The 24704-nt window shown below is 57.2% G+C and carries 24 protein-coding genes and 1 pseudogene; 12 read left to right on the top strand and 13 right to left on the bottom strand.

All coding sequences use genetic code 11. From position 1 onward, the window contains the following. Positions 1-165 precede the first annotated feature (165 nt). Complete coding sequence (locus tag BK659_RS20305) at positions 166-1188, bottom strand: transporter (RefSeq protein ID WP_123426748.1); 1023 nt, start codon at positions 1186-1188, stop codon at positions 166-168. 861 nt (positions 1189-2049) lie between these two features. Between BK659_RS20305 and BK659_RS28355 the strand changes: the two are divergent. The 3 genes and pseudogenes from BK659_RS28355 to BK659_RS20315 form a co-directional block, all read left to right on the top strand. Beyond that, positions 2050-2160: pseudogene (locus tag BK659_RS28355) on the top strand (hypothetical protein); the annotation flags it as partial. Between the two features lie 228 nt (positions 2161-2388). After that, complete coding sequence (locus tag BK659_RS28360; protein ID WP_404942541.1) at positions 2389-3093, top strand: methyl-accepting chemotaxis protein; 705 nt, start codon at positions 2389-2391, stop codon at positions 3091-3093. 112 nt (positions 3094-3205) lie between these two features. Then, complete coding sequence (locus BK659_RS20315) at positions 3206-3646, top strand: hypothetical protein (RefSeq protein WP_123426750.1); 441 nt, start codon at positions 3206-3208, stop codon at positions 3644-3646. An 86-nt stretch (positions 3647-3732) separates the two neighbouring features. Here the strand turns inward: BK659_RS20315 and BK659_RS20320 are convergent, their stop codons facing one another. Together BK659_RS20320 and BK659_RS20325 are read right to left on the bottom strand one after the other, a co-directional pair. Next, positions 3733-4053, bottom strand: a complete 321-nt coding sequence (locus BK659_RS20320; RefSeq protein WP_123426751.1) for a PepSY domain-containing protein — start codon at positions 4051-4053, stop codon at positions 3733-3735. Positions 4054-4248: 195 nt separating this feature from the next. After that, positions 4249-5376, bottom strand: a complete 1128-nt coding sequence (locus tag BK659_RS20325) for a glycerophosphodiester phosphodiesterase (protein WP_123426752.1) — start codon at positions 5374-5376, stop codon at positions 4249-4251. Between the two features lie 249 nt (positions 5377-5625). On the opposite strand from BK659_RS20325, the gene BK659_RS20330 reads away from it, so the two are divergent. Further along, positions 5626-5955, top strand: a complete 330-nt coding sequence (locus BK659_RS20330; protein WP_123426753.1) for a DUF2025 family protein — start codon at positions 5626-5628, stop codon at positions 5953-5955. Here the strand turns inward: BK659_RS20330 and BK659_RS20335 are convergent. Both BK659_RS20335 and BK659_RS20340 read right to left on the bottom strand, forming a co-directional pair. Continuing rightward, on the bottom strand, positions 5943-6275 hold the full coding sequence (locus BK659_RS20335; protein ID WP_123426754.1) for an antibiotic biosynthesis monooxygenase family protein: 333 nt from the start codon (positions 6273-6275) through the stop codon (positions 5943-5945). The genes BK659_RS20330 and BK659_RS20335 overlap by 13 nt on opposite strands. Continuing rightward, the gene (locus BK659_RS20340) at positions 6272-6982 is read right to left on the bottom strand and encodes a CTP synthase C-terminal region-related (seleno)protein (protein WP_123426755.1); all 711 of its coding nucleotides are present in this window, start codon (positions 6980-6982) and stop codon (positions 6272-6274) included. Before BK659_RS20340 ends, BK659_RS20335 begins: the two co-directional genes overlap by 4 nt. Positions 6983-6997: 15 nt before the next feature. Here BK659_RS20340 and BK659_RS20345 point away from each other — a divergent pair, with 15 nt between their 5' ends. Next, positions 6998-7960 carry a LysR family transcriptional regulator gene (locus BK659_RS20345; RefSeq protein ID WP_123426756.1) on the top strand — a complete coding sequence of 321 codons (963 nt, stop codon included), beginning with the start codon at positions 6998-7000 and terminating at the stop codon, positions 7958-7960. Here BK659_RS20345 and BK659_RS20350 read toward each other — a convergent pair. After that, entirely contained in the window at positions 7945-8475 is a 531-nt protein-coding gene (locus BK659_RS20350; protein WP_123426974.1) for a DUF1003 domain-containing protein, read from the bottom strand. The genes BK659_RS20345 and BK659_RS20350 overlap by 16 nt on opposite strands. Positions 8476-8688: 213 nt before the next feature. After that, the gene (locus BK659_RS20355; protein ID WP_123426757.1) at positions 8689-9297 is read right to left on the bottom strand and encodes a TetR/AcrR family transcriptional regulator; all 609 of its coding nucleotides are present in this window, start codon (positions 9295-9297) and stop codon (positions 8689-8691) included. Between the two features lie 204 nt (positions 9298-9501). Between BK659_RS20355 and BK659_RS20360 the strand changes: the two genes are divergently transcribed. Then, the gene (locus BK659_RS20360) at positions 9502-10557 is read left to right on the top strand and encodes an MBL fold metallo-hydrolase (RefSeq protein ID WP_123426758.1); all 1056 of its coding nucleotides are present in this window, start codon (positions 9502-9504) and stop codon (positions 10555-10557) included. 82 nt (positions 10558-10639) lie between these two features. Here the strand turns inward: BK659_RS20360 and BK659_RS20365 are convergent, their stop codons facing one another. From BK659_RS20365 to BK659_RS20380, 4 genes are all read right to left on the bottom strand, one after another. Then, a complete protein-coding gene (locus BK659_RS20365) occupies positions 10640-10960 on the bottom strand; it encodes a helix-turn-helix domain-containing protein (protein ID WP_123426759.1) in 321 nt (106 codons plus the stop codon). After that, positions 10953-11315 (bottom strand): type II toxin-antitoxin system RelE/ParE family toxin, encoded by a 363-nt coding sequence (locus tag BK659_RS20370; RefSeq protein WP_123426760.1) that lies wholly within the window; start codon positions 11313-11315, stop codon positions 10953-10955. Before BK659_RS20370 ends, BK659_RS20365 begins: the two co-directional genes overlap by 8 nt. Before the next feature lie 47 nt (positions 11316-11362). Beyond that, positions 11363-11680 (bottom strand): helix-turn-helix domain-containing protein, encoded by a 318-nt coding sequence (locus BK659_RS20375; protein ID WP_123426761.1) that lies wholly within the window; start codon positions 11678-11680, stop codon positions 11363-11365. Between the two features lie 94 nt (positions 11681-11774). Then, positions 11775-12734, bottom strand: a complete 960-nt coding sequence (locus tag BK659_RS20380; RefSeq protein ID WP_123426762.1) for a hypothetical protein — start codon at positions 12732-12734, stop codon at positions 11775-11777. Positions 12735-12947: 213 nt separating this feature from the next. Here BK659_RS20380 and BK659_RS20385 point away from each other — a divergent pair, with 213 nt between their 5' ends. The 3 genes from BK659_RS20385 (at position 12948) to BK659_RS20395 (ending at position 17955) form a co-directional block, all read left to right on the top strand. After that, positions 12948-13925: a hypothetical protein gene (locus BK659_RS20385; protein ID WP_123426763.1), complete on the top strand. Its 978-nt coding sequence runs from the start codon at positions 12948-12950 to the stop codon at positions 13923-13925. Between the two features lie 34 nt (positions 13926-13959). Further along, positions 13960-17466: an alkaline phosphatase family protein gene (locus tag BK659_RS20390; protein WP_123426764.1), complete on the top strand. Its 3507-nt coding sequence runs from the start codon at positions 13960-13962 to the stop codon at positions 17464-17466. A gap of 243 nt (positions 17467-17709) precedes the next feature. Next, on the top strand, positions 17710-17955 hold the full coding sequence (locus BK659_RS20395; RefSeq protein WP_123426765.1) for a type II toxin-antitoxin system Phd/YefM family antitoxin: 246 nt from the start codon (positions 17710-17712) through the stop codon (positions 17953-17955). A 205-nt stretch (positions 17956-18160) separates the two neighbouring features. Here BK659_RS20395 and BK659_RS20400 read toward each other — a convergent pair whose 3' ends face one another. Continuing rightward, positions 18161-18670, bottom strand: coding sequence for a BRO-N domain-containing protein (locus tag BK659_RS20400; RefSeq protein ID WP_123426766.1), 510 nt, complete (start codon positions 18668-18670; stop codon positions 18161-18163). A gap of 577 nt (positions 18671-19247) precedes the next feature. Here BK659_RS20400 and dcm point away from each other — a divergent pair. The 3 genes from dcm to BK659_RS20420 all read left to right on the top strand — a co-directional run bounded on the left by dcm (position 19248) and on the right by BK659_RS20420 (position 22841). Next, positions 19248-20678 carry a DNA (cytosine-5-)-methyltransferase gene (gene dcm, locus BK659_RS20405; RefSeq protein ID WP_123426767.1) on the top strand — a complete coding sequence of 477 codons (1431 nt, stop codon included), beginning with the start codon at positions 19248-19250 and terminating at the stop codon, positions 20676-20678. 58 nt (positions 20679-20736) lie between these two features. Then, a complete protein-coding gene (locus BK659_RS20410; RefSeq protein ID WP_123426768.1) occupies positions 20737-21219 on the top strand; it encodes a very short patch repair endonuclease in 483 nt (160 codons plus the stop codon). Between the two features lie 293 nt (positions 21220-21512). Beyond that, on the top strand, positions 21513-22841 hold the full coding sequence (locus tag BK659_RS20420) for a type II restriction endonuclease (protein WP_123426770.1): 1329 nt from the start codon (positions 21513-21515) through the stop codon (positions 22839-22841). 281 nt (positions 22842-23122) lie between these two features. On the opposite strand, the gene BK659_RS20425 is transcribed toward BK659_RS20420, so the two are convergent. Continuing rightward, positions 23123-24370 carry a ribonucleotide-diphosphate reductase subunit beta gene (locus BK659_RS20425; protein WP_019693172.1) on the bottom strand — a complete coding sequence of 416 codons (1248 nt, stop codon included), beginning with the start codon at positions 24368-24370 and terminating at the stop codon, positions 23123-23125. Positions 24371-24704: the final 334 nt, after the last annotated feature.

The raw sequence follows: 24704 nt of genomic DNA on the forward strand, positions 1-24704 counted from the left end.
GTCTCTTAAGAGTCGGCACCAAGGTAACAAACTGAAGCCCGATCCAGCGGGTGCTGAACCAAATAGTGCTTAATCCACTGATTTTGCGACGAAATGCCTGAGGCGAGTTCCTACAGATGTACGCAATCCAATGCAGGAGCTGCCGCAGGCTGCGATCTTTTGATCTTAATAATCCACCCGCTTGCGAAACGCCCAGCGCCCGGCCAGTACGGTGAACGTCGCGACCAGTGCCACCAGAATCCAGAACCCTTCGGGGTCGCCGGAAAGCGGTATCCCGCCGACGTTCATGCCGAAGAAACCGGCAATGATGTTGATCGGCAACGCCAGCACCGTGACCACGGTCAGGGTGAACAGCGTGCGGTTGCTCTGTTCGTTGAGGTTGGCGGCAATTTCTTCCTGCAACAGTTTGATCCGCTCACCCAGCGCCGTGAGATCGTTGATGATCAGCGCGAACTCCTCGGTGGATTTGCGCAGTTCCTTGACGTCCTCTTTCTGCAACCACTGCGGCGGACGATTGAGCAGACGCAGCAACGAACCCGGCTCGAGTGCCAGCAGCCGTTGCAAGCGCACCAGCACTCGACGATTGGCGCCCAGTTCGGCGCGGTTGGTGGACAGTCGCGATGACAGTAACTCATCCTCGATCTGGTCGACGCTCTGGCTGGTCTTGCGCACGATCTGCGTCAGCACTTCACCCTGGTCGCGCAGCAAGTGCACGAGCAGTTCCAGTGGCGAGCGAAAGCATTCGCCAGCCTTGACCGAGGAACGCAGCTTGTCCACCGAGTGCAGAGGTTGCAGGCGCGCGCTGATGATCAACCGATTGCGGGCGCAGACCCAGAGGGTCGAGACGTCCGAAGAAACCATACTGCTGAGGTTGAACACCACGTCGTTGACCACCGCCAGCAGCGCCGAGTCGACGTGTTCAATACGGGTCGAACGCGAGCCTTCGTGCAAGGCTTCGAAGAATTCTTCCGGTAACTCCAGATGCGCTTTCATCCAGCGCTCGCACGCGGCGTGGGCGAGGTTCAGGTGCAGCCAGAGGAACTCGTCCTCAGCGCCCGGTTGTTGCAGCAGTTGCAGCGCCTTGGCCGAGTCGATCTCGCGACCGCGTTCGCCGGGGCGAAAGCTGAAACCGTAGAGCAGGCCGAACAGGTCGGAATCGCGGTGGCGTTGGTCGATGCTGTGGTTCATGGAGTCTCGCTGAAGGGAGGCGCCTGTCGTACGTTTCACAGGCTCACATGAGCGGCATCATGGCAACGCTGTTTGACGGTTTTGTGACAATTTGATTCGGCTTGTAACCGGGGCTTCTACCGGCGGTCGGGTCGGTTTCAAGAAACCATGACGTGCGCCGATGACGCCTAGGCAGGATCAGGCACTTTGGTGCCTGGCCCGCATGTTGTTGACAGGGAGGTCCGGACATCCTGCGTGCCCCTTCGGTGCGTGTCTTATCCCTGTCATGAGTATCACTCGATGTTTTTGCAAAAATCCCTGAGAGCGCAAATCCTCGCACTGCTGAGCGGCAGCCTGATCGCGATGTTGCTGATCGCCTTGGCCTGTTTTCACTTTCTCTCCAGCGGGGTGCAGAACTATCGCAACCTGATCGAAGGCCCGCTGCATACCTCGCAACTGATCGATGAAGCCAATCTGCAATTCAAGGCTCAGGTGCAGGAATGGAAAAACGTCCTGTTGCGCGGCAAGCAACCGGCTGACCTGGACAAATACTGGAAGCAGTTCGAGGATCGTCAGGGAGACGTACAGAACATTCTCGGTGAGCTGACCCGCCAACCGGGCATCGAAGCGTCGCTCAAGGCTCGCCTTGAAAGCCTGCGCGATGCGCACCGTGCTCTTGGAGGCGCTTATCAAAAGGGGCGGGAGGCTTTCCTGGCGGCTGGTGCTGACCCTACGGCGGGCGATAATGCCGTCAAAGGCGTGGACCGCGCCACCAGTGAACAGATGAGCGAGTTGGTCAACGAATTGCGCAAGCAGGGTCGCGAGCAGTCGACATTGATCAGCGCCAGTGCCGATCGCACGGTGTTGCTGGGAATCCTGGTGATGCTGGCTTCGGGTCTGTTGATTGGCTTGTTCAGCCTGTGGCTGGTCAACCGCAATCTGGTGGAACCCATCCGCAAGTTGATTGAATACGTTGCGCAATTGAGCCAGGGCCGTTTCGCTGAGCGGGTGGCGAGCGATCGTCAGGATGAGTTGGGCAAGCTGGCGGTCGCGGCCAACACGCTGCGCGATTTCCTTGCAGAAACCTTCAGTCGTTTGCAGCGCAGCGCGTCGGATCTGGACAGCGCCAGCGGTGAGCTGAACTCGATTGCGACGTTGATGGCCCATGGCACCAACGAGCAATTCAATCGTACCGATCAAGTCGCCACGGCAATGAATGAAATGTCCGCCACCGCCCAGGAAGTCGCTCGTCATGCGGCCGACGCGGCGCGGGCCGCCGATGATGCCGATCAGTCGGCACAACAGGGCGAGAAGGTCATGCAGGGCACGATTCACACCATCACCCGGATGCGCGGCGAAATCGCCAACACCGCTACGGTCATCCGCCAACTGGAAACCGACAGCGGACGTATCGGCAAGGTGCTGGAAGTGATTCGCGGTATCGCCGAGCAAACCAACTTGCTGGCGCTGAACGCCGCCATCGAAGCCGCTCGAGCCGGTGAAGCCGGGCGCGGGTTTGCCGTGGTGGCCGATGAAGTACGCAGCCTGGCACAGCGCACGGCGGCGTCGATCATCGAAATCAACCAGATCATCCAGAGCGTGCAGACCGGTGCGGTGGACGCGGCGCAGGCCATCGAAAGCGGCCAGTCGTGCAGCGAGGAGAGTGTCGAGCAGGTCACCCAGGCCGGGGCCATGCTTGAGCGCATCACCGCCTCGGTGGAGGCGATTCGCGATATGAACCGCCAGATCGCCACGGCAGCCGAAGAGCAGACCTCGGTGGCCGAGGACATTTCGCGCAACCTGACCGAGATCACCAGCATCGCCAGTACCAATCTGGACAACGTGCAGCGCACTGAAGCCGCGAGCAACAACCTGCACGGTTTGTCGGGGCAATTGAGTGCGGTGACGGCGCGCCTGAGCGCCTAGGCAACAAACCGTGTATCGGCACGCTAACCGTGTCGGTACACGATCCCTCTCAAGTGTGGGCGTTGCGCGTCGATGATGGGGCTATCCCTGAACCGCATTGAAGGAAACGCCCATGGTTAGCATCACTTCGGTCTCGATCAATCAGACTCTGTCCACTACCACTAGCAAGACTGCCATCAGTGACAGCACCGACACCACTCAAAGCACCACCGCGACGGGCAGTTCGACCGCCGACAGTGGCAAAGTCGCAGCCAGTGGTGCGCCTGCGTCAGGTGACAGCAGTTCGAGCAGCAGTAGTGAGTCGGATGCGGTAAAAACGCTGCGCAAGCAGATCGCCGAATTGCAAAAGCAATTGCAGGAGCAAATGCAACAACTGCAAGCCGCTCAGGCCAGTCAGGAAAGCGCGGATGCCAAAGCGGCGAAAGTCGCGGCCGCCCAGTCGCAGATCGCAACTACCTCGGGCTCATTGCAGACCGCTACGGCGGCGTTGACGCAAGCGCTGCAAGCGTCAGGCAGCAGTACGTCGGGGTCGTTGGTCAGTACGTCGGCGTAACGGCGCGCAGGTGCTGGCTGTTACACCAATCAGACGCAAAAAAGCCGCACAACCTCAAGGTTGTGCGGCTTCTGTGTCTGTTCGATTTACTTCTCTTGTTTGTTGCTCAACACCTGGCCGGTTTTGGCGTCCAGCTTCACGTTCCACTCAACGTTTTTGGCGTCGCGGATTTCGACCTTGTATTCATAAGTACCGGTCTTGGTCTTGTGCTCCAGTTCGGTGTCGGTGATGTTCGCAGCGGTGTTGCCTGGGTGCTCGGCGAGTGCGGCCTGATTGAGCTTCTCCATGTCCATCACGGTGCCGTCCTTGAGCAGACCCGGGATCAGGTCCGGGCGCACATCGGCCATGGCGAAACCGGCCGTCAGGGTCAGGGCAGCGGCAGTGAAAAGGGCAGTCAGCGTTTTCATGGGGTCATTCCTTGGGTGAGCTGTTCAAGTGGCGTCAGGTTAACCAGCGCAACTTAATTCACCCTTAAAACTCACTTGAGCCCAATGCAATCCTTAAGGATCAAAATGCGATGCCGGCGTAGGAGCTGCCGGAGGCTGCGATCTTTTGACCTTGATACACAAAATCAAAAGATCGCAGGCTGCGCCAGCTCCTACCTAGAAGCCGTTGTTCTCAAGCAACTGTGCAACGCTGGCTGCTGCCGGGCGCTTGTAATACTTGAGCAGTTCGCTGGCGCGATTGGTGAAGATGCCATCGACACCGGCGTCCATCACCTTCTTGTAGTCCACGACATCGTCGACGGTGTAGGCGTGCACCAGCATGCCTTTGTCGTGGGTGTACTGGTTCATCCACGGCTGCACCAGGTCGGAATAGCTTTGATCGCCGCCGTTGGTCAGCGCCGCCGAAGGGCCGGTGCCGATGGCGCCCTGAGCCTTGGCGTAGTTGACCCATTGCTCGAATTCGGCTTTGTCCTTGGGTTCCTGCTTGGCGTAGTAAGTAGCTTTATCCTTGTCGCCGGATTCGGCGAAGGTCACCTTCGACTTGGGCTCGATACTGCCTTCGCCCACCCACAGCAGAAGAATCTTCGGCACTTGCGGCATTTCTTTTTGCAGCAGTTCGAGGCTGCTCCTCTCGAAGGTTTGCAGGATCACTTTGCCTTTACCCTGGCCGACGCTCAGCTCACTTTTGGCCAGCTTGGAACCGGCCGGGCTCAGCCAGCCGCGGTCCTGAAGCTTGTCCTTGAGATCACGCTCAATGCCGGGAAACTGCTTTGGTTCTTTGGTTTCGATGTACAGGCCAGGTTTGTGCAGCGGGTTGCCCTGGGCGATATCGATGATTTCGTCCAGGGTCAGGATTTTCAGGCCGGCGTAAGCGGGGCGTGCGCGATCCGGGTGGGCGGTGTTGAACCAGCTGCCGGCGTCGAGGGTTTTAAGTTCCGCGAGGGTGAACGCGTTGGCCGGGCTGTCCTTGCGCTCAGGAAATTTGGTTGCAACATCGGTGGTGCGTTGCAGGTTGTTGTCATGCAGGGCGAACAGCACGCCGTCCTTGCTGCGTTGAAGGTCCATTTCCAGGTAGTCGGCACCCAGGTCACGCGCCAGTTTGTAGGAGGCGGCGGTGGATTCGGGGGCATCGAAAGAGGCGCCACGGTGGGCGATTACCGCCGGGTGCGGGATCCCGGTGGCGGTGGCCAGAGCGCTCGGGCTCTGTTGGCTGGAAGCCTGTGCCTGGCCAAGGCCGAGCATCAGGCTCAGCAACAGGGCACTTTTGGTGTAGGTAACAGGCATAGTCGAGGTCCTTTCGTAAGAAGCGATTTCAAAGAACTACCTTTTAACAATTGAGCGCCGGATGTGCTATCGGCAAACCGACATAAACGTGTGTGAGGCGTGTTTTTTCCGCGCTTTTGTGCAGCCCTTTGCAGTACGATCGGCCTCGGCAGTTTCCCCGTCAGAGGGAAATCCCGGAACATTCGTCATCCCGCCCTGCGTGTAAACCATCGTTCAGCTGTCCTTCGGGACGCATCCATGAGGTTTACCATGCGCATCACGTCCGAGTTCATCTGCCAGGCCGCCGACCAACTCAAAGGCTTCGTCGGTTTTAATCGCAAGACTGCTCACTACATCGTCCGCTTCAGCGAAGACTCCTTTGGCATGGACGTCGCCGACGACGCAATCATTCCCGCCAGCGAGTTCGTCTGGGCACCGGCGCAGGGCCAGACCATGATCCTCAAGCGCGAGCTGATCCGGTTACTGCTGGAGCAGAACATCGACGACCGGATCAACATCACCGAACCGCTGCGGGTCTACATGCGGCGTGAGGACTTGCCGGAGATCACCGCGCTGCGCAGTCCGGTTCAGGCCGGCTGACGCTCGAAGGCATAAGCGCGTTCGACCTTGCACACCCTTGTCTGAAACGTTTCATACCAGGTCGAGCGCCCACGCTCGCGGGTCGCGCTGTGCTCGGCGTGCTGTTTCCAGGCGAGAATCGCCTCTTCGCTGGACCAGTATGAAACGGTGATGCCGAGCCCGTCTTCACCTCGGGCCGACTCCACCCCGAGAAACCCTGGTTGGTCGCGGGCGAGTTCGACCATGCGTTGCGCTGCTTGCTCGTAACCCTGGTCCACGGTTGTGCGCAGTGACGTGAAAATTACCGCGTAGTAAGGCGGCGAGGGTGTGTTGGCGATCATCTGCGGTTCCTCGCGCAGGCCTTGATAAAGGCGTTGACCAAAGGTGGCGGGGTGCCGGCGAGCGCTGCACGTTCAGGTTGAAACAAGGTGGCGACAAAGAACGGATGATCGCTGAGTTCTACGGCCCGTAGATCTCCTGCCGAATCGTGGCCGCTGGCGTTGAGGTTGTGTGTCAGAAGTTGCGCTTCGAACTCGGGATTGACCCCGTAGCGGCAGTGGTAGCCTTCTTCAATTTCTTTGGCTGCGTAGGCATTGGCGATCAGCGATCCTTCCATCAACCGGATGCGGTCTACCGTCTCGACCAACGAACAGACAAGTGGCGTGAGCAATGCGCGGGCGGCGTCTGGCGAGGTTTCCCCGTGTTCGGCATCGGCCCAGCCCAGGACGTTGCGCGCGTATTCGAGCACCGCGTGTTGAAAACCACCGCAGGTGCCGAGGAACGGTCGCTGCTGTTCGCGAGCAAAGCGGATCGCCAACAGCGCACCGTCCATGTTGCGGTACGGGCTGGCAGGCACGCACCAGAAGCCGTCGAAACCCGCGAGTTGAGTGCTTGCATCAATACTGTCGGTGGCCAACCACTGGAATTGCACATCAAGTTCAGCGTGTTGTGCCGCCATGTTCAGCGCCAGGGGAATTGCCTGATGGGCGGTGACCTGGGGGTCGTAGTCACCGATCAGTGCAATACGTAGTTGAGGGCTTGTTTCCATGGGGTCTCCCAAGACTTGTTGATTCCTGGAACCCACTATAGATTGGCGTTCACGCAACCAATATTGGCGTTTACCCAAGTGTTCAATGCACCGACGCACTATCGGCTGGATTACCCGGACCTCGCCTTGATTCTCGCTCTGGTGCGCGGCGGCTCTCTGGCCCGTGCAGCGGGATTGTTGAAGGTCGATGTGTCGACGGTGTTTCGTGCGGTTCGGCGCCTGGAAGCTGCGTTGGGCCAGGCGCTGTTCGAGAAAAGTCGCGCCGGTTACTTGCCGACCACCCTGGCCCGAACCCTTGCCGAGCAAGCCGAGCGCGCCGAACAGGCGCTGGAAGCGGCGCGGATCGGCGTGGAGCAGGGCGGTGAAATCATCAGCGGTACCGTACGCCTGACCTGCACCGACTCGGTTTTGCATGCGCTGCTGTTGCCGGCGCTGGCGCAGTTCATGCCGACGTATCCGGCGCTGACGTTGGAGCTGAGCACCTCCAACGATTTCGCCAACCTCAGCCGCCGCGATGCCGATATTGCCTTGCGCTTGACCCGCTCACCTCCGGAACATCTGGTGGGGCGGCGATTGGGCACGGTGTCGTACCGGGTTTGCGCCAGTACGACGTATCTGAATTCGGTCGACTCAAGTGATCTGACGCGGCTGAGCTGGATCGCTCCGGATGACTTCCTGCCTGACCATCCGACGGTCATCTGGCGTCGTCAGCAATTTCCCGGTGTGCTGCCGAGCTATCGCTGCAACAGCATGCACTCGGTCACCGAGTTGGTGCGTGCCGGGCTTGGCGTTGCCGCGTTGCCGGACTTTCTGGTCGAACCAGCGCAGGGGCTGCGCCCATTGAGCGAAGCCCTGCTCGATTACGACACCAGCCTGTGGCTGCTGACCCGTCCGGACTGTCGCGCATTGCGCTCGGTGGTGACGCTGTTCGACGAGTTATCGCGCTGGGTGCGATTGCCTGATCAGGAACGTTGCTGATCCTTCAGAACGTGTTGATGCATCTGCAACGTCAGGTTCTCGATGCGCTCGGTCAGCTCTTTGGTCATCTCGGTCAGTCGGGTGTTTTGTTCAAGCAACGCCAGTAACTGCGCGGAGGTCTGCGCGGCTTGCGCTTGCCGTTCGCTGTTGGCAATCGCCAAGGTCTCGCGGTGTAGCGCGTCGGCTTCGGATTGGGCTTTGTCGCGAGCGGCCTGACGGGTTTGCGCGAGCAAAATCAGCGGTGCGGCGTAGGCCGCTTGCAGGCTGAACGCGAGGTTGAGCAGGATGAACGGGTAGACGTCGAAGGTCGTTATCCCGGTGACGTTCAGAATAATCCAGACCGCGACGATGAGGGTTTGCGCACCGAGAAAGGTCGGGGTGCCGAAGAAGCGCGCAAAGGCTTCGGCCTTCAATGCAAAGGTGTCATTGCCGAAGGTCGACGCCAAATGGGCGTGCGGCCGATGGAAGCGCAAGTGGTCGACGGGGGCTTTTTCTTCGGGTTTGGTTGAATTCATGATGCTCTCTGCAATGCCATGGGACTGAGGCTCACTATAGCCCGGCATGCCCTTGGCTGACGCGATCACTTTTTTGCGCCGATCCTGGTACCGGATACGCCTTGAAACACTTTGTTGTGTTTTATTCAGAGCTTCCGTCCATCGGGTAAAACACGTGAATAGTGTCATTTATTCCACATGTACTTATCCGTGCCCTTCAAAGCCATTTAATGCCTACCGTTGATAGCAGGCCAGAAACATGTCCAGCGTCGACTCTACGACAGTGGTCTGCATTTCGGGCGACAACGGCGGCAGGTTCAGGGATATCTGCGGCCAGAAGGCAAATGCCTTGAGCATTCCCTGCACCTGCTGGGCAGCGAAGCCAGGATCTACAGGCTTGAGCCGGCCATCAGCCTGAGCCGCGCGAATCCAGGTGGTCAGCCCTTCTTCATGTTCACCAATACGCACGACCATGTCCTGAACCCGTTCTGGCGAATGAATGGTGGCGGCGATGGCCACCCGTGCCAGATCGAGGAAGTTGTTGTCACCCAATAGCTGCAATTTACTGCGCAGCAACTGGCCGAGCTGTTCGCGCAGCGGCTGGTCTGTGCGATAGCAGTTGTCCTGTTGCGCGGTGACGTTGGTCCACAATCTTTTCAGGATTTCGGCGAACAGCTCTTCTTTACTGGGGAAGTGGTTGTACACCGTGCGCTTCGACACGCCCGCGGTGGCGGCAATCGTGTCCATGCTGGTGATGTCGAAACCGTTGGCACGGAATTCGGCAATCGCCGCCTGAACGATGGCTTCGCGTTTACGGTCGGTGAGGCGCTGTGGAGCTGTCATAAATACGCTTCGGCAGAGAAAAGGGGGGAATTACACTTGGCAGTTTACTTATTCCCGGCTTTGTTGCAATCTTGAAACTACACTGTGCAGTGTAGTTTGTGCAGTTAAAAAATAGAGTTTGCGGCTGACGCGTGCGTGCATTGGCCATTTATCGTCCGAAAAAGAAAAACCGTACCTTGTCGGTTTTTCTGGAGTCACTTGAACATGGCCACTTTCTCTTCCCAAGCTGATAGCGCCACTGAACCGAAAACGTCCCGGCAGGAACAGGGGCACTACAGCAATCATTCGACCGTACCGCGAGAAGGTTTTCGCAAGACCTTACGAATTTTCTGGAACATGCTTTTCCACAAACCGCGTAACACACGACCGGCTGGTGTGATTCCGGTTCAAGCGCTGACTCGCGAACAATTGCTCAGCGCGCCGAATCACAGTGTTTTTCGCCTGGGCCATTCCACTGTGCTGCTGAAACTGCGCGATAAATTCTGGCTGACGGACCCGGTCTTCGCCGAACGCGCATCGCCGGTGCAATGGGCCGGCCCCAAGCGCTTTCATCAGCCACCGATCAGCCTTGAGGAGCTGCCTCCGATCGAGGCGGTAATTTTGTCCCACAACCATTACGATCACCTCGACCATCAGTCGATCCTCAAGCTGGCAGACAAAACCAAGCACTTCCTTGCACCGCTGGGCGTAGGTGAAACGCTGATCAAGTGGGGTGTCGATGCGAGCAAAGTGCGTCAACTGGATTGGTGGGAGGGTACTCAGGTCAGCGGCATTCATTTTATCGCGACGCCTTCGCAGCACTTTTCCGGGCGCGGGTTGTTCGATGGCAACAGCACGCTCTGGGCCTCGTGGGTAATGATCGACGGGGACAAACGGATTTTCTTCAGCGGCGACACCGGCTACTTCGACGGTTTTAAAGCGATCGGCGAACAGTTCGGTCCCTTCGATCTAACACTGATGGAAACCGGCGCGTACAACGTCGACTGGCCGCACGTTCACATGCAACCCGAACAAACCCTGCAAGCACACATCGACCTCAAGGGCCATTGGCTGCTGCCGATTCACAACGGCACCTTCGACTTGGCGATGCACGCCTGGCACGAACCCTTTGACCGTATCCTGGCCTTGGCCTGGGAGCGCAACGTGTCCATCACCACGCCGCAAATGGGCGAAGCGTTCAGCCTCAGCCAACCACAGTGTGGACAGGCTTGGTGGCTGGAGGTTGAAGAGACGACAGATCAGTTGGTCGTTAACAGCTAGGGCGTGCGTCTATTTCACGGATTGTTCTGCGCAGATGCTGGTACGGCAGACTCTGCCAGTGCTGGGGGGAGGGAACCCCTTATCAGGAAAAAACCACTTCAATCCGACCTTCGCGCCTCGATCTCGGCGCTGGTTTGACGATGATCTGTACATCGCGTCCGAGCCGTGAGAGACACTCCATCATCTTGGCTTCACTGATGCCCCGAAATTTTCCGCGAAGCATTTCGGAGAGTTTGGGCTGTGATAACCCCAGGATCTCGGAAGCCTGAACTTGGGTCAGGTGACGGGCCTTTATGATTTCGCCGATCTTTGCCGCGAGTTGGGCTTTAACCCGCATCTCGTTGGCATTAGCGCTTTCAAGGTCTTCGTACACGTTGCCCGTGCTTTCTTCGATTTCAATCATGTCCTGATCCTTTTGCGTGATCCTGAGCCGCCAGCAGCCTTTTTTTGATCAGTTCGATATCGCTCTGTGTGGTTTCGATGCCCTTGGTCGATTTCTTCTGAAAGCAGTGAAGCACATAGATTGCGGCACTAAAACGAACGGTATAAACAGCTCGATAGGTATTTGTGTTTAGGTCGTCAACCACCTCAAGAACGCCAGCACCACCAAAGCCCTTCAATGGTTTAGCTTGCGGGTGTTTTGTACCGTCCTGTGCCAAGTGGAGGGCGAATCCGAAAACGTCTTGAACGTCCTTTGGCATCTGTTTGAGGTCTTTTTTACTACTGCTGACCCACAAGAGTGGCTTCCGTGTACTCATGTGAAAATATACCTATATGGGAATAATCGTCAAGCAGAGGAATCAGATCACTCAATCATCGCGTAATCGGCCCGTCCCACCGGGTCAGGCGTAGAGCCTTTGACGCTCATGCCTCTGCCCGGTGCAAAGCCTGGAAAGAACACCAGACCTTCGGCTTCAAGCCGATAGGCGAGGGCCAGGCGGGTGACATCGAGCAATTCACCGCCAGCCTCGAACCGTCGGATGGCTTCAACCGTAACCCCCGATTCCCTGGAAAACTCCTCCAGAGACCAGCCCAACATCGCACGTGCCAGCGCGCTGTGTTCAGGGGTGAATTGAAAAAGGGCGATACGTTCCAGGGTGATTTTCATCGCAAGAGAGGCCATGGTTTTCTCCGGGTTCGAAATGGGTTATTCAATAAGTACTGTGTTTTTGTACAGTTGTTTTCAGCCCGGATCAAACTCAATTTTTTGATTGGTTCTACTTCGCCTCCAACCCAGGCACCTCCCGAATAATGAAGTGATCCAGATTCTCGATATCGCCACTGAACACCCCGAACGTCTGCTCGGGGTTTTTCTTGCTCGGCACTTGTTTCAACTCCGGCGTCACGCCGTAGAAAAAGCAATAAAGCTCCCGCTCGCTGCCGATGGTGCCCTTGATTTCCTCCAGGAAGGCTTTGCGCTTGCGGTAGTTCTCGATCAGGTTTTTGCTCAGGTAGACGTTCACCGAGTAGGGCTTCTTGTCGAGCCAGACCTTCTTCTCGAAATCGATGCGGAAGCTGGTTTTGTAGTCCTTGATCGCTTTGATCTTGCCCCAGTAAATCAGCCCCTTGTTGTCTTGCAGGTATTCGATTTTCTTGAAGAACGCGCTGTAAGACGCAGTGTGTTCGCCAATCTTCAGCGGCATGCGTTTGAGCAGGTCCTTGTCATCGAAATTCGACACGAAGCACTCCACCGGGTGAGCGAAGACGCTGGTTTTGTCCGGTGCCGATTCGCGGGGCGGGTGCTCGGTGGTGCTGGTCGTGGCAGATGGTTTCGGCTGATCCCGAGGCGCATCGACATCCGGCACTGGGGTGGACGGCTTGCGCACATACTGACGCCGGGTCAGCAGCAGCTCTGACGGAAAATGCTCCTCTGGCCCGTCATCCACCTCGGCGCTTTCTGACCCTGGCGTTCTGAGGCTGACATAAGGACAGCCCTCGATATGCCGGGTGCCGGGCAGATTCTTGAAGTGCGGCGTGCGGATGTAATTGACGTTCTTGGCATTGAACGTCCCCAGCCCGTTCGCCGCATCGAACGCCGCCCGACAGCCATCGTTAGGGCACTGGAAGCGTTCCTTGGCCGAGTCGAAGTCCATGGTTTCGTCGAAGTTCAGATCGCGCACGTCATAGATCGACAGTTTGTCGTCGAGGCTGATGCAGTAGGCGGTGTCGAATTTCATGGGCGCTCTGGTCCTTGAGAGGTGGGTGGCGTATTAATAGCGGGTGGCGCGTGATGGCGCACCTGTTGATTCACGTTCGTCGCATCAACGTCCTGCGCCATTGGACAAGACCCCATAGCCTGACTAGCGTTGTGAGACGGATCGCATTGCTCCATGCCTCATGCTGAGGCGCCGCTCCGAGCTGGCAGTCAGTTGCATCTACAGGGAGGTCAGATGTTTGGTTCGGTCGTTCTGGACGCGATTCTCGGGATGTTGGCGCTGTTCACGCTGCTGGGTATTTTCGTCACCACCCTCACTGAAATCATTCAATCATTCTTCCAGAAGGTCCGGGCGAAGTACCTTTATGACGCCTTGAAATTGTTGTTCACCGGAAAATTGAAGGGGCTGAGCACCAGCGACCTGGCGTTCTTCCAGCAGGTACTCGATCACCCGGTGATCCAGTCCATGGCGCCACCGGGCCAACGCCCCAGTTACCTTGACCCGGCGATGCTGGCGCAGGTGGTGATCACGCTGTTGCTGCACAAAGACGACACCGCGACCCTCGATATTCCCCTCGAAGAACTCAATGCAGCTTTGACCAAGGGCATTGCGCAGGTGCCCTCCGAGCACTTGCGTCGCGCACTGTCGACGTTGCTTGCGGCGGCCCAGGCCAAGGTCACCACGGCTCAGGATCTGCTGTGCTCGTTCAAGATCCGGCTGGAGCACTGGATCAATGCGGTCATGGACCGCGCCGAAGGCTGGATGCGGCGTAATGCCAAAGTCGTGTCGCTGAGCTGTTCGCTGGTGATTTGCCTGGTGCTCAACGTCAACGCGTTCGACCTCATGCAAGGCCTGGTGCGCAATGACACGTTGCGAGCGGCGGGCATGCAGATGGCCAACAATCTGGTGACCAACAACTCGTCTGCGGCGCTCGATCAGCTCTGTGCGAATCGGGACGACAAGGCCCAGTGCCAGTTTGAGTCGGCATTGAGCGGTTTGCAGGCGCTGCCTCAGGGCGCTATCGGCTGGAATAACCAGCCGGCGTTTTTGCATCACGATCAGAACAACAAAACCGCCTGGTTCGGCTACTGGTTGCTTGGGGTCATGACGGCGGCGCTGGCTGCCTCGTTGGGCGGCGACTTCTGGTTCAAGATGTTGAGCCAGATGATTCGCCTGACGGGCAGCAAAACGGTCCCACAGCCCAAGCCCTGAGCGCGATCGGGCACAACAACTCAGGGAGAGCAGCATGTCGAACAACTGGCCCGACGAGATTAAGCACGTCGTTGTGCTGATGATGGAAAACCGCTCGTTCGATCATCTGCTGGGGGATTACACCAGCATCAATCCTGCGTGCGACGGCATCAACCGTAAAGCGCCCAGCACCAACCCGCTGAAGGACGCCAGTGGCAACTCAGCGGTGATCACTCAAACGGCGGAAACACCTGACTACTTTGCCCTGTGGGCGCCGCCCGCGCCTTCGCCACCGACGTTACCGGCCAAGGACAGCGAAGGTTTCGACCTCGGTCACGAGTTCGTCGATGTGGTGAAGCAGTTGGACGTGTCACTCAAGACCAGCCTGACCGCCCCCAAGCTCGACGGCTTTGCGCAAGACGCCTACGACAAGGCCCGCAACGATCTGAAGGTGTACAAAACTTACTCGCAATCCATGGCGCAGCGAGCGATGAACTACATCCCGTTTGGCGCCACCCCCGCCGCTGATCCGCTGCCGGCGATCCAGGGGCTGGCGCGCAACTTCACCGTGTGCGACCGCTGGTTTGCCTCGGTGCCGGGCCCGACCTGGCCAAACCGCTTTTTCGCCATGCTCGGCAGTTGTAATGGCCACTTGCTGATGCCGTCCACGGGCACCGTGCTGGCCGGGATCAAAAGCCTGATTGCGCAGTTCGGCGGCGACAGCATTTTTTCGCTGCTGCGCGACAAGGGCCACGATGTACGCATTTATTCCGACGGCGCCATCCCGTTGGCGGCGCTGGTCAAAGGTGGTTTGCAGCACATGAGCATCGACGACTTCAAGTCGGATGTCGCTGGTAACAAACTCCCCGAGCTGTCCTGGATCGAGCCGAGTTATGGCCTGCTCAACGGCAAGCTCGGGCCTAACGTGTCGCACCATCCACCGGAAGACCTGCGCTTTGGCGATCAGTTTGTCGGCGAGGTGTTCAATGCCTTGTCGGCCAACACCGACCTCTGGAGCAAAACCCTGTTCGTACTGCTGTACGACGAGCACGGCGGCTTCCATGACCATGTGGTGCCACCGACTTGCGTGGCGACGGGTACAACGGTTGATGTCGACTGGCCCAATCCTTTCACCCGACTGGGTATTCGTGTGCCGGCGATCCTCGCTTCGCCTTGGCTCAATCCGGGTCTGATTCCGTGGACCGACAGCCTCCAGGCGCAACATTACGATCACACCAGTTTGCTGGCCTTTCTCTGCGATCATTTTCAACTGCCGCGCAGCGCTCTTGGCCCACGGGTGGTGGCGGCCCAGCACTTCGGCAGTGCGCCAATCTGGCGCACTGCCGCAAGCGTTGCTCCGGCGCCGAAACTGGCAGCCACCGCCGTGCCAAGCCGCGCCGGGCTGCCATTGATCGAGTCCCAACTGGCGACCCAAAGCCGGCAGGTGGTGGACAGCGCCACCGGTTACCTCGACGGCCTTGATCCGGAGCAGATCTGGAAAAACAGCGCTCAAGGTGTCAGCAGTTTCCTCGACAGCCGCACCCGTGCACTGGTTGATCCCGGTCAGGCCGCCCTCACGTCCGCTGCGCCCAGTGCGGACAGCCTGGAAGCGAAACTGCGGCGTCTGCAGGATTTGATGGCCACCGCCCACGGTCAAACCGTTTCTCCCGTTGCGGCGCCAGCCACCAAAGCCTTGCTGGCTGGGGCAGCGCCGGGTGTTGTGCCCGCGCAACTGCGGGTCTTGTGCCTGCCCGGTGTGGGATTCACACAGCCTGCCAGCGGGCAGGGTGGCACCGATGCGAACTGGCAGGAGCAATGGCGCACGCTGATCCGCAACCAACTGGCGCAGAACGGTCGCGTCATCGATGACCAGGACATCGACTTTCTATCTTTCGATGACCAACTCAAGGATGGGCCGGACTTCGCCCAGATCACCCGCGGCCTGGCCATGCTGCGGGACGACGCCAGGGGCAAGGCCGACGAGGATTTCGGCAGTTGGGGCCTGCCGGTCAATCAGATGCTGCGCACCAGCGTGGGCGCCATCGTGCAATGGATTGAAGACGCCGAATTGCGCACTGCACTGACCCGGTATCTACTGGACAAAATCGACGCGTTCGCCCCGCAGATCATCTTCGCCCAAGGGCTGGGCAGCCTGATCGGCTACGACGCCTTGCGCCGTTCGGTGGCCAAGAAAGGCCCGGCGCTGAAACTCATCGATGGCCGGGTGTTCGTCAGCTTCGGCTCGCCGATCGCGCTGCCATTGGTGATGCGCGAAGTGTGGGGCGGGCGAGTCATGCGCCTGAGTGAAAACGGCCGAGGCATTCGCCGTTGGTTCCACCTCTACAACCCCAACGACGGCTTGCTGACCCGGCCGATCACCTCGCCAGACTCGGCGCGCGTCGACCTGCAAACCGAGTTCAGCGTGCCGCTGCGTGATGACCTGCTCGACCTCAATCACGCAGCGCAAGCTTACTTGTCGTCCGCCACCAGCCAGACCGGCCTCTGGCCACAACTGGCCCGCGACGTGGTGGCGGCAGGCGTTCTGGAAGTGCCGGCGTTCCTGTCCCGCAGCGGCCAACGCAAGCGCCGCGCCCTGGTGGTTGGCATCAACGATTACCCCGAACCGGGCGCACGCCTCGATGGCTGCATCAACGACACCTACCTGATCAGCCGCATGCTCCAGGAAAGCGGCTACGACGCCGGCGACATTCGTTTGCTACACGACGCCCGAGCGACGCGGGCGAACTTCGTCGAGCGCCTCGAGTGGCTGGTGGAAGGCGCCCGCGCCGGCGACGAGCGCGTGCTGTTCTACTCCGGCCACGGCACCCAACTGCCGGCTTACAGCAGCAGCGGTGAAGCCGACCGCATGGACGAAACCCTGGTGCTCTACGACTTCGACTGGGACGACGAAAACACCCACTTCACCGACAAACTGTTCCGCCAGTTCTACAGCCACCTGCCGTTCGACCCGAATGGCCACGGCGCCAAACTCACCGTCATGTTCGACTGCTGCTACGCCGGCGGCATGACCCGCGGCACCGGCCGCGTACGCGGCATCACCCCACCCAGCGACATCCGCCACCGCATGCTGCGCTGGGACCCCTACGCCGGCGACTGGGACCGCCGGGTGTACGCCGCCGACAGCGACGGCCGCGACTTCAGCGAGCACGACCACACATCCCGCGGACTCACCCGCACCCGCAGCACCCAAGGCGCCGCCACCGGCCTGCGCCCCGAGAAAAAGGCCCAACTACAGCGCCAAGGCAAACTCTACGGCCACCACGGCCCCTACATGCCCCTGATGCTCTACGCCGCCAGAGAAAACGAAAAAGCCAACGAGTATGAGGTGGGCTCCAGCAGCTACGGCGCCTTCACCTACGCCGTGGTCGAGCAACTGCGCAAGCTGCAGCAGGAAAACGCGACGTTAGGGTTTGATCAGTTGATTGCACAGGTGGGCAAAGTGCTGAGCGCGAGATCGTTGGGGCAGACACCGGAGATTGTTGGGCCGAGCGGGGTGAGGGAAGCGGTGTGCCCGTGGAAGATTAGTGGGTTGGGGAAATGACCCCGTAGCCGCAGTTACGCCCAAAGAAAAGGGCCGCAGGATAATCCTGCGGCCCTAATAACACCGAATCTCAAACCCACCGCCGATCCCCTGTGGGAGCGAGCTTGCTCGCGATGGCGATCGGATTGCTTCATCGGCAGTCAGGGGCTTGAAAGGTCATTTTTGACAGGCGGTCAGCTCAACACCTTGCCTATAGAAAATCTCCGGCTTAGGCTAGCTTAGCTAACTCTATGGAGGTGCCAAATGAATGAACTGGTGCAAGTAAACATGCACGAAGCAAAATCCCAGCTCTCCCAACTTGCTGAACGTGCATGGCATGGTGACAAAGTTGTGATCGCCAAGGCCGGCAAGCCTTATCTGGATCTGCTGCCCCATGTCGATACGCCTCGGGTGCGCAAGCCTGGGCGGTTGAAGGGGGAAATCCGAATATCTGCGAATTTTGACAAGACGCCCAAGGACATTATCGATGGATTCGAAGGCTGTCTATGAGGCGCTGACGGGATTATTCCTCTGTATGGGGGCGGGTGGTTTCGGCGCGGTTGTGATGGCGGGCGGGTCACTGATCTTCCCAAACCCGCCGCCGATCCCCTGTGGGAGCGAGCCTGCTCGCGATGGCGTCGGTAAATATGCCGCACAAACAAAATCCGCCACCTGAACTTCAGGTAGCGGATTTCTTTATTTCAGCAACGAACAATCAAAACCCTCGCAGAACCCGTGACGCCTTCCGCCACCAGGATTGACGTTGATTGAACGGATCATCCACAAGCACGCAAGGCATGTCCCGCAACCGAATCCACGGCTCATCCTGCCAGTGCAGCATGCAGAGCGACATCTTCGGCCAGTCCAGCACACTCAAGGTCGGCCGCTCGACCGCCCGCGAAGAGTGCGCATCACGCAACGTAGGCACCACCTGATGCGTCAACCATTCGCGTAGCAGTCGATAATCCGGGCAGTAGTGATAAACCAACAGAGCGTACACACCTGACTCGCTCAACATCAGTCGCTCTTCCGCTGCGCCATGGGCGTACACCAGCATCATTTGTCGCTGGTCTGCATCAAGCTTGCGCGACATGCGCTCGTCGAGGTACTTGCCCATCAAACGCCCCAGATCATGAGCACAGAACCAGGCTTGGTTCTCCACGAGAAGGGCATGAAGGTGAATATTGTGACGGGTAAAAAGGGTGGGGATGAGTGGTTCAGACATGACAGGCCTCCAGATCTGGAAGCGTCAGGGAGACTGCGTGAATACGGTGGTTCACCTTCATCATGAAGGTCAGATGCTTAGGCATATCCGTTACCTCTGGCTGCTTTCTTAGGGCATTCGTTATGGGTGTCGGGAGCTAAGAAACCCACCAGAGACGGGCCGGACATATTCCCCTTTCGGGTCTTGTATTCGCCCACTCCCGACATAACGGGGATTTTTTCACAGGCGTCGAAAAACCGCTGGCGAAAAAAAGCCGCATGGCTGTCGGGTGCGGAGGACCGCTCTGGTTTGTAGAGTTTCTTAGGCTCGGGACCGAGGGTAGGAGGATCAGTTGGCTCCGTCAACCCACAGTTCGTTTCATAAATTTCTGTGCACAAGGATCGCTGGACAACGACGAAGAGTGAATTACACTGGTTAAACGTACAGTATTTTGCATTTGCAAATTTCTATCCCTAACCCCGTCGTACGTCATTAACCCAAATGTTTGGGAACCCAAGAAATTTCATTTACTTTGAGGTCTCAAGGGCTAGAATAGTGATCATTCGTCACAGATTTGACCCAGAGGAAAGCAGGGCTCATGAACTTTTTTGAAACCGCATTTACACAAGCCGACGAGACGAGCCCGCATTCATTTCAGCCGGATCCTCATCCGGCTCAAGACCTGGCACTTCTGAATAAGCTGCTTGAGATCTACGACCAAGGCCAGCTGGCCGAAAAGCTCAGTGAGATTGGTTCGCCTCACTGTCGCGAAACGGTCAACCGCTGGGTGAAGGGTAAAGCGTCTCCGAAGCTGACCCACGCTGAGTACACTCATCTGGAGTCTCTACTCCCTAAGCGGTTGAATCATAAACCTTCTTTTACGTTCATCGATCTGTTCGCAGGGATCGGAGGTATTCGAAAGGGATTTGAAGCAATTGGTGGTGAGTGCCTGTTCACTTCCGAGTGGAACAAATACGCCGTTAAAACCTACAAGGCGAATCACTACTGTGATCCTGCTCGGCACAGCTTCAATCTGGATATCCGCTCGGTAACTCTGTCCGACAAGCCAGAGGTAAGTGAAGACGAAGCCTATTTGAACATTGATCGCAAAATCCCGGATCATGACGTATTGCTTGCCGGCTTCCCTTGCCAGCCGTTTTCGCTGGCTGGTGTCTCCAAGAAAAACTCGCTAGGCCGTAAACACGGCTTTGAGTGCGAAACCCAGGGCACTCTCTTTTTTGACGTGGCACGGATCATTGCCGCTAAACGTCCAGCTGCTTTCCTGCTGGAGAACGTGAAAAATCTCAAGAGTCATGACAAAGGCAACACGTTCAGAATCATCTGCGAAGCGCTTGATGAGCTTGGGTATGAGGTTGCAGACGTAAATGCCCCGAAGGGTACAGATCCGAAAGTTATCGATGCCAAAAACTTCCTTCCCCAGCACCGTGAGCGGATTGTGCTGGTAGGCTTCCGCCGCGATTTGAATGTTCATCAAGGCTTCACCCTAAGTGAAATCAGCAAGCTCATTCCGAAGCAAAAACCGACGTTTGGCGATTTGCTCGATAAAGAAGTAGACAGTAAATACATCCTGACGCCAAAGCTCTGGGATTACCTGTACCGCTATGCTGCGAAACATCGTGAGAAAGGTAATGGCTTCGGTTTTGGGTTGACTCGGCCTAATGACGTGGCGCGTACGCTGTCAGCGAGGTATCACAAGGACGGCTCTGAAATCCTTGTTGACCGAGGCTTTGTCGACGCTCTGGATTTCAATAGCGAATTGAACCAGATTAATCGACCACGTCGATTGACGCCTCATGAGTGTTCACGCTTGATGGGATTTGATAAGCCTGGTGAGAGCACCTTCATCATTCCAGTTTCTGACACACAGGCTTATCGTCAGTTTGGCAACTCTGTTGCCGTACCGGTTTTCGAGGCGGTAGCTCGATTGATGAAGGACCGTATCCTGAAAGCGAAAGAGAAAATGGCCGACACCGAGCAGCCTCAGTTGGAATTCGCCCTTCCAGCCTGATTAGGTAGCCGCGTCGGCCTTAGCTCCGGAGCGTCCAGCGCTCCGGTATGGAGGCTATTTGACTGATGTCGTGGATGTGGCTACACGCTCCAGAATGATGGCTGGAATTCAGGGTAAAAACACCAAGCCTGAACTTCTAATCCGCAAAGCCCTGCACGCACGGGGGTTTCGCTTCCGTTTACATGTCAAAGACCTTCCCGGTAAGCCCGATCTGGTGTTACCGAAATACCGTGCACTTGTCTTCATCCATGGCTGTTTTTGGCATGGGCATGCATGCAGGTACTTTAAGGTTCCCCAAACTCGTCCTGAGTTCTGGTTAGAGAAAATCGGAAAAAATCAGACTCGTGACAGCCTTCAGAAAGACGCCCTTAAAGCAATGGGGTGGAGGGTACTTGTCGTGTGGGAGTGTGCTGTACGGTCGATGAAAAAAGATAAATCCCCATTGCTTGTTGACCTGATAGCGAGCTGGCTGATAAATGGATCGGAATATTTCCAGATCGACGAAGACGCGTTGGAACTAGGATGCAGGTCCTCACAATAGGGATAGGTGATTGTGGCTCATTGGTAGTTCCGCCGGCTCAATCCGAACGAAACCTCGGGGGGGGGGGAGGAGAGGGGGCAAGTATTTTCGACGACAACTTCGCAGACGAAGAACGCACCAGCGTTGAAGTCCTTGTCCGTCAAACGCTCCAGAACCCATTGGATACGCGAAGCAGAGACAGCGTTGTTCGCGTGGAATACAGGCTTGTCACGGTGGGCGTGGCTACCAGCGAGTTCCGTTGAATTTTTCGAGTCTGTAAAGACTCGCCCGAATATCAGAAATAAGGAACAACGATGGGCTTCCATCCGGAATGGAATGATATTTCCACTTTGATCAATCAGAGTGAGAGTCTCTTCATCAAGAAACTGTCACGCAATGACACATCTTGGGCAGATAGTCCCAAGAATGGGCACCAGAACGGTTTTTTTATCCCTCGCCCTGTTGCTGAGTCTGACTTCTTTCCAAAACTGAAGAATTCCAACCCGGAAAAACCGCACATTTACGATGTCGAATATCCAACGTTCTGGCCAGCCTCTGGCGAGATAAAGACATCGACGATCAAATATTTTTCGATGCGCAATCCAACCAACAAAGAGAAAGCAAAGCCAAGGTACGAGTGGCAGCACACGGGAATGCCCAAGGAGCAATTCCAGGCACTTTCCCCAGCCTCGCTACTCGTTATCGGAAAACTCAAGCAAGTGAGGTTTGGTTCCAGCTATTGGTTCATCGTCGTTGATTCGGTAAGCGAAGAAGCGGAAATTATCGAGACCGCATTCGAGCTGGGTGCCGATTTCCACTACGGCCTGTTCGATCCTGCTTCGCTTGTTGAGCCTGCTTCCGAAACCGACCAGCTCATAGCCGAGCTGTCGCAGGCGATCAAGGATGGAACCTTGGAGCAATTTATTAAGAAGCAGACTCTTCCATCTCCAGAGACATTGGCGGGAAAAGCGCAGGGCAAGTGGCTTAATGAGAACGGCTTCTGCGACATGAACCCGTACTCCGTCTCCCGGCCTGGAGACGCGGTCATGCGCATCAGCAGGGACATCGAGTATTCCATCTACAAGCAGGCAGAACTTCGCTTCCGTGCAGCTCAAGTCGCCCGAATTCTCCTTCACGGGGGAGGTGATCCTGTTGGTAATCTTGTTCGGGCATTCTCTGAGCTCGACTCGATATTCCTCAGCGCGGCGCAAACCAGAAAAAGCAGAGCTGGGCTTTCGTTTGAGCATCATGTAGCGAGGCTTTTCAAGGATGGTCGAATTCGTCACGAAGCGCAGGCTGTCTTCGGTGGCCGGCGCCCGGATTTTGTCTTACCTGACGTCAAAGAGCTCAACATGAAGGGAGATGCGGTTATTGTTTCCTTGAAGACAACCCTGCGCGAACGATGGAAGCAGTTGGCTTTAGAGAAGCCGCTTGGAGCAATTTTTCTTGCTACTGTTGATGACCGAGTGTCGGGTGAGGCCATTGATGAGATGGGTAGGAACTCGATTTCGCTGGTTGTGCCGGAGTCTTTGAAGAAAGCTAAAGAATCAGCTTACGATGGCTTCGATAACGTCATCACTTTCAGACAGTTTTTTGATAATGAGGTGAGATTGAAGCGCCCTTCATTGATTCTTCCGCTGTAGCCCCTGACTAGCTCATGAGTTAGTCAGGGGGTTGACCTCAACTCCTGCCTACTACCGCTGCCGACTTGTTCATTACGATTGGAGGCACGTAGCTGGTCGGTACTGGCTGCTTGCGTTCCAAGAAGTGGTGAGTTATCGGCAGGTGGGTCTTACCAAAAATCAACCATGTGTTCGTAAACCTGTCAGCCATGCCTCTGGTTTGTACATTGCAGGTAAGCAAAAAAAGCCAGGAAGCTCGCGCCGCCTGGCTTTTTCACTACAACAAGTTCAACCCCGAGCCATCAATCCCAGCTCAACGCCCCACCAGTCTGATACTCAATAACCCGAGTCTCAAAGAAATTTTTCTCTTTCTTCAAGTCCATAATCTCGCTCATCCAAGGGAACGGGTTAGTCGTCCCTGGATATTCCTCTTTCAGACCAATCTGCGACAAACGACGGTTAGCAATGAACTTCAGATAATCCTCCATCATCGCCGCATTCATGCCCAAAACCCCACGAGGCATGGTGTCACGAGCGTATTCAATCTCCAGCTGCGTACCCTGCAGAATCATCTGGGTCGCTTCTTCCTTCATTTCAGCATCCCACAAATGTGGGTTTTCGATTTTGATCTGGTTGATCACGTCGATGCCGAAGTTCAGGTGCATGGATTCGTCGCGCAGGATGTACTGGAACTGCTCGGCGACGCCGGTCATTTTGTTGCGACGGCCCATGGAGAGGATCTGGGTGAAGCCGCAGTAGAAGAAGATGCCTTCCAGAACGCAGTAGTAGGCGATCAGGTTGCGCAGCAGTTCTTTGTCGGTTTCGACGGTGCCGGTTTCGAACTTCGGATCGGAGATCGAACGGGTGTATTTCAGGCCCCAGGTGGCTTTTTTCGCGACCGATGGGATCTCGTGGTACATGTTGAAGATCTCGCCTTCATCCATGGCCAACGATTCGATGCAGTACTGGTAGGCGTGGGTGTGGATCGCCTCTTCGAACGCCTGGCGCAGGATGTACTGGCGGCATTCCGGGTTGGTGATCAGGCGGTACACGGCCAGCACCAGGTTGTTGGCAACCAGGGAGTCGGCGGTGGAGAAGAAGCCGAGGTTGCGCATTACGATGCGGCGCTCGTCGTCGGTCAGGCCTTCCGGGTTTTTCCAGAGGGCGATGTCGGCGGTCATGTTGACTTCTTGCGGCATCCAGTGGTTTGCGCAGCCGTCCAGGTACTTCTGCCAGGCCCAGTCGTACTTGAACGGGACGAGTTGGTTGAGGTCGGCGCGGCAGTTGATCATGCGCTTTTCGTCGACCGCAACGCGGGCGGAAGCGCCTTCGAGTTCGGCCAGGCCTTCGGCGACGTCGAGTTTGTCGAGGGCGGCCTTGGCGCGGATGATCGCAGCCGAGTCGGTGGCGGTTACGGCGCGAGCTTCAAGGGCTGCGGCACCACCGGCGCTGTCGAGGCGGTCCATGTTGGCTTCGGTTGCGTGGCCAGCATTGGCGCCTTTGGCGACAACTTCGCCGTCTTCTTTGTCGAATTCGTCCCAGCTCAGCATGACGTGTCGTCTCCTGCGTGAGGGCCAGTCGCCCGTGTGAAAACTCTGATGGTCGGTTTTTCACACGGCTCGGTGGCCGCGTTGTCTCTAAAAGGAATCGTTTGTTGCAGCAGTACGCAGGCAAAAAACAGAAATGTGTACGGGTGTCCTGAAGTCGCTAAGGGCGGAGATGACGTCGTCAGCTCCTGCGGTAGTCTCAGCGTCCTGCATCCTCCTGTAAGGGGATGTTGCAGGCCCGATTTACGGGCGCATTATAGGTGTTTTTTCACGGTTGTGGTGCGACGAAATGGCTCAGAGAACCCTCGGCAGGCCGCGTAATCAAGGCGGAGCAAGG

This window comes from Pseudomonas brassicacearum, from assembly GCF_003732225.1.
Taxonomy (GTDB): Bacteria; Pseudomonadota; Gammaproteobacteria; order Pseudomonadales; family Pseudomonadaceae; genus Aquipseudomonas; species Aquipseudomonas brassicacearum_E.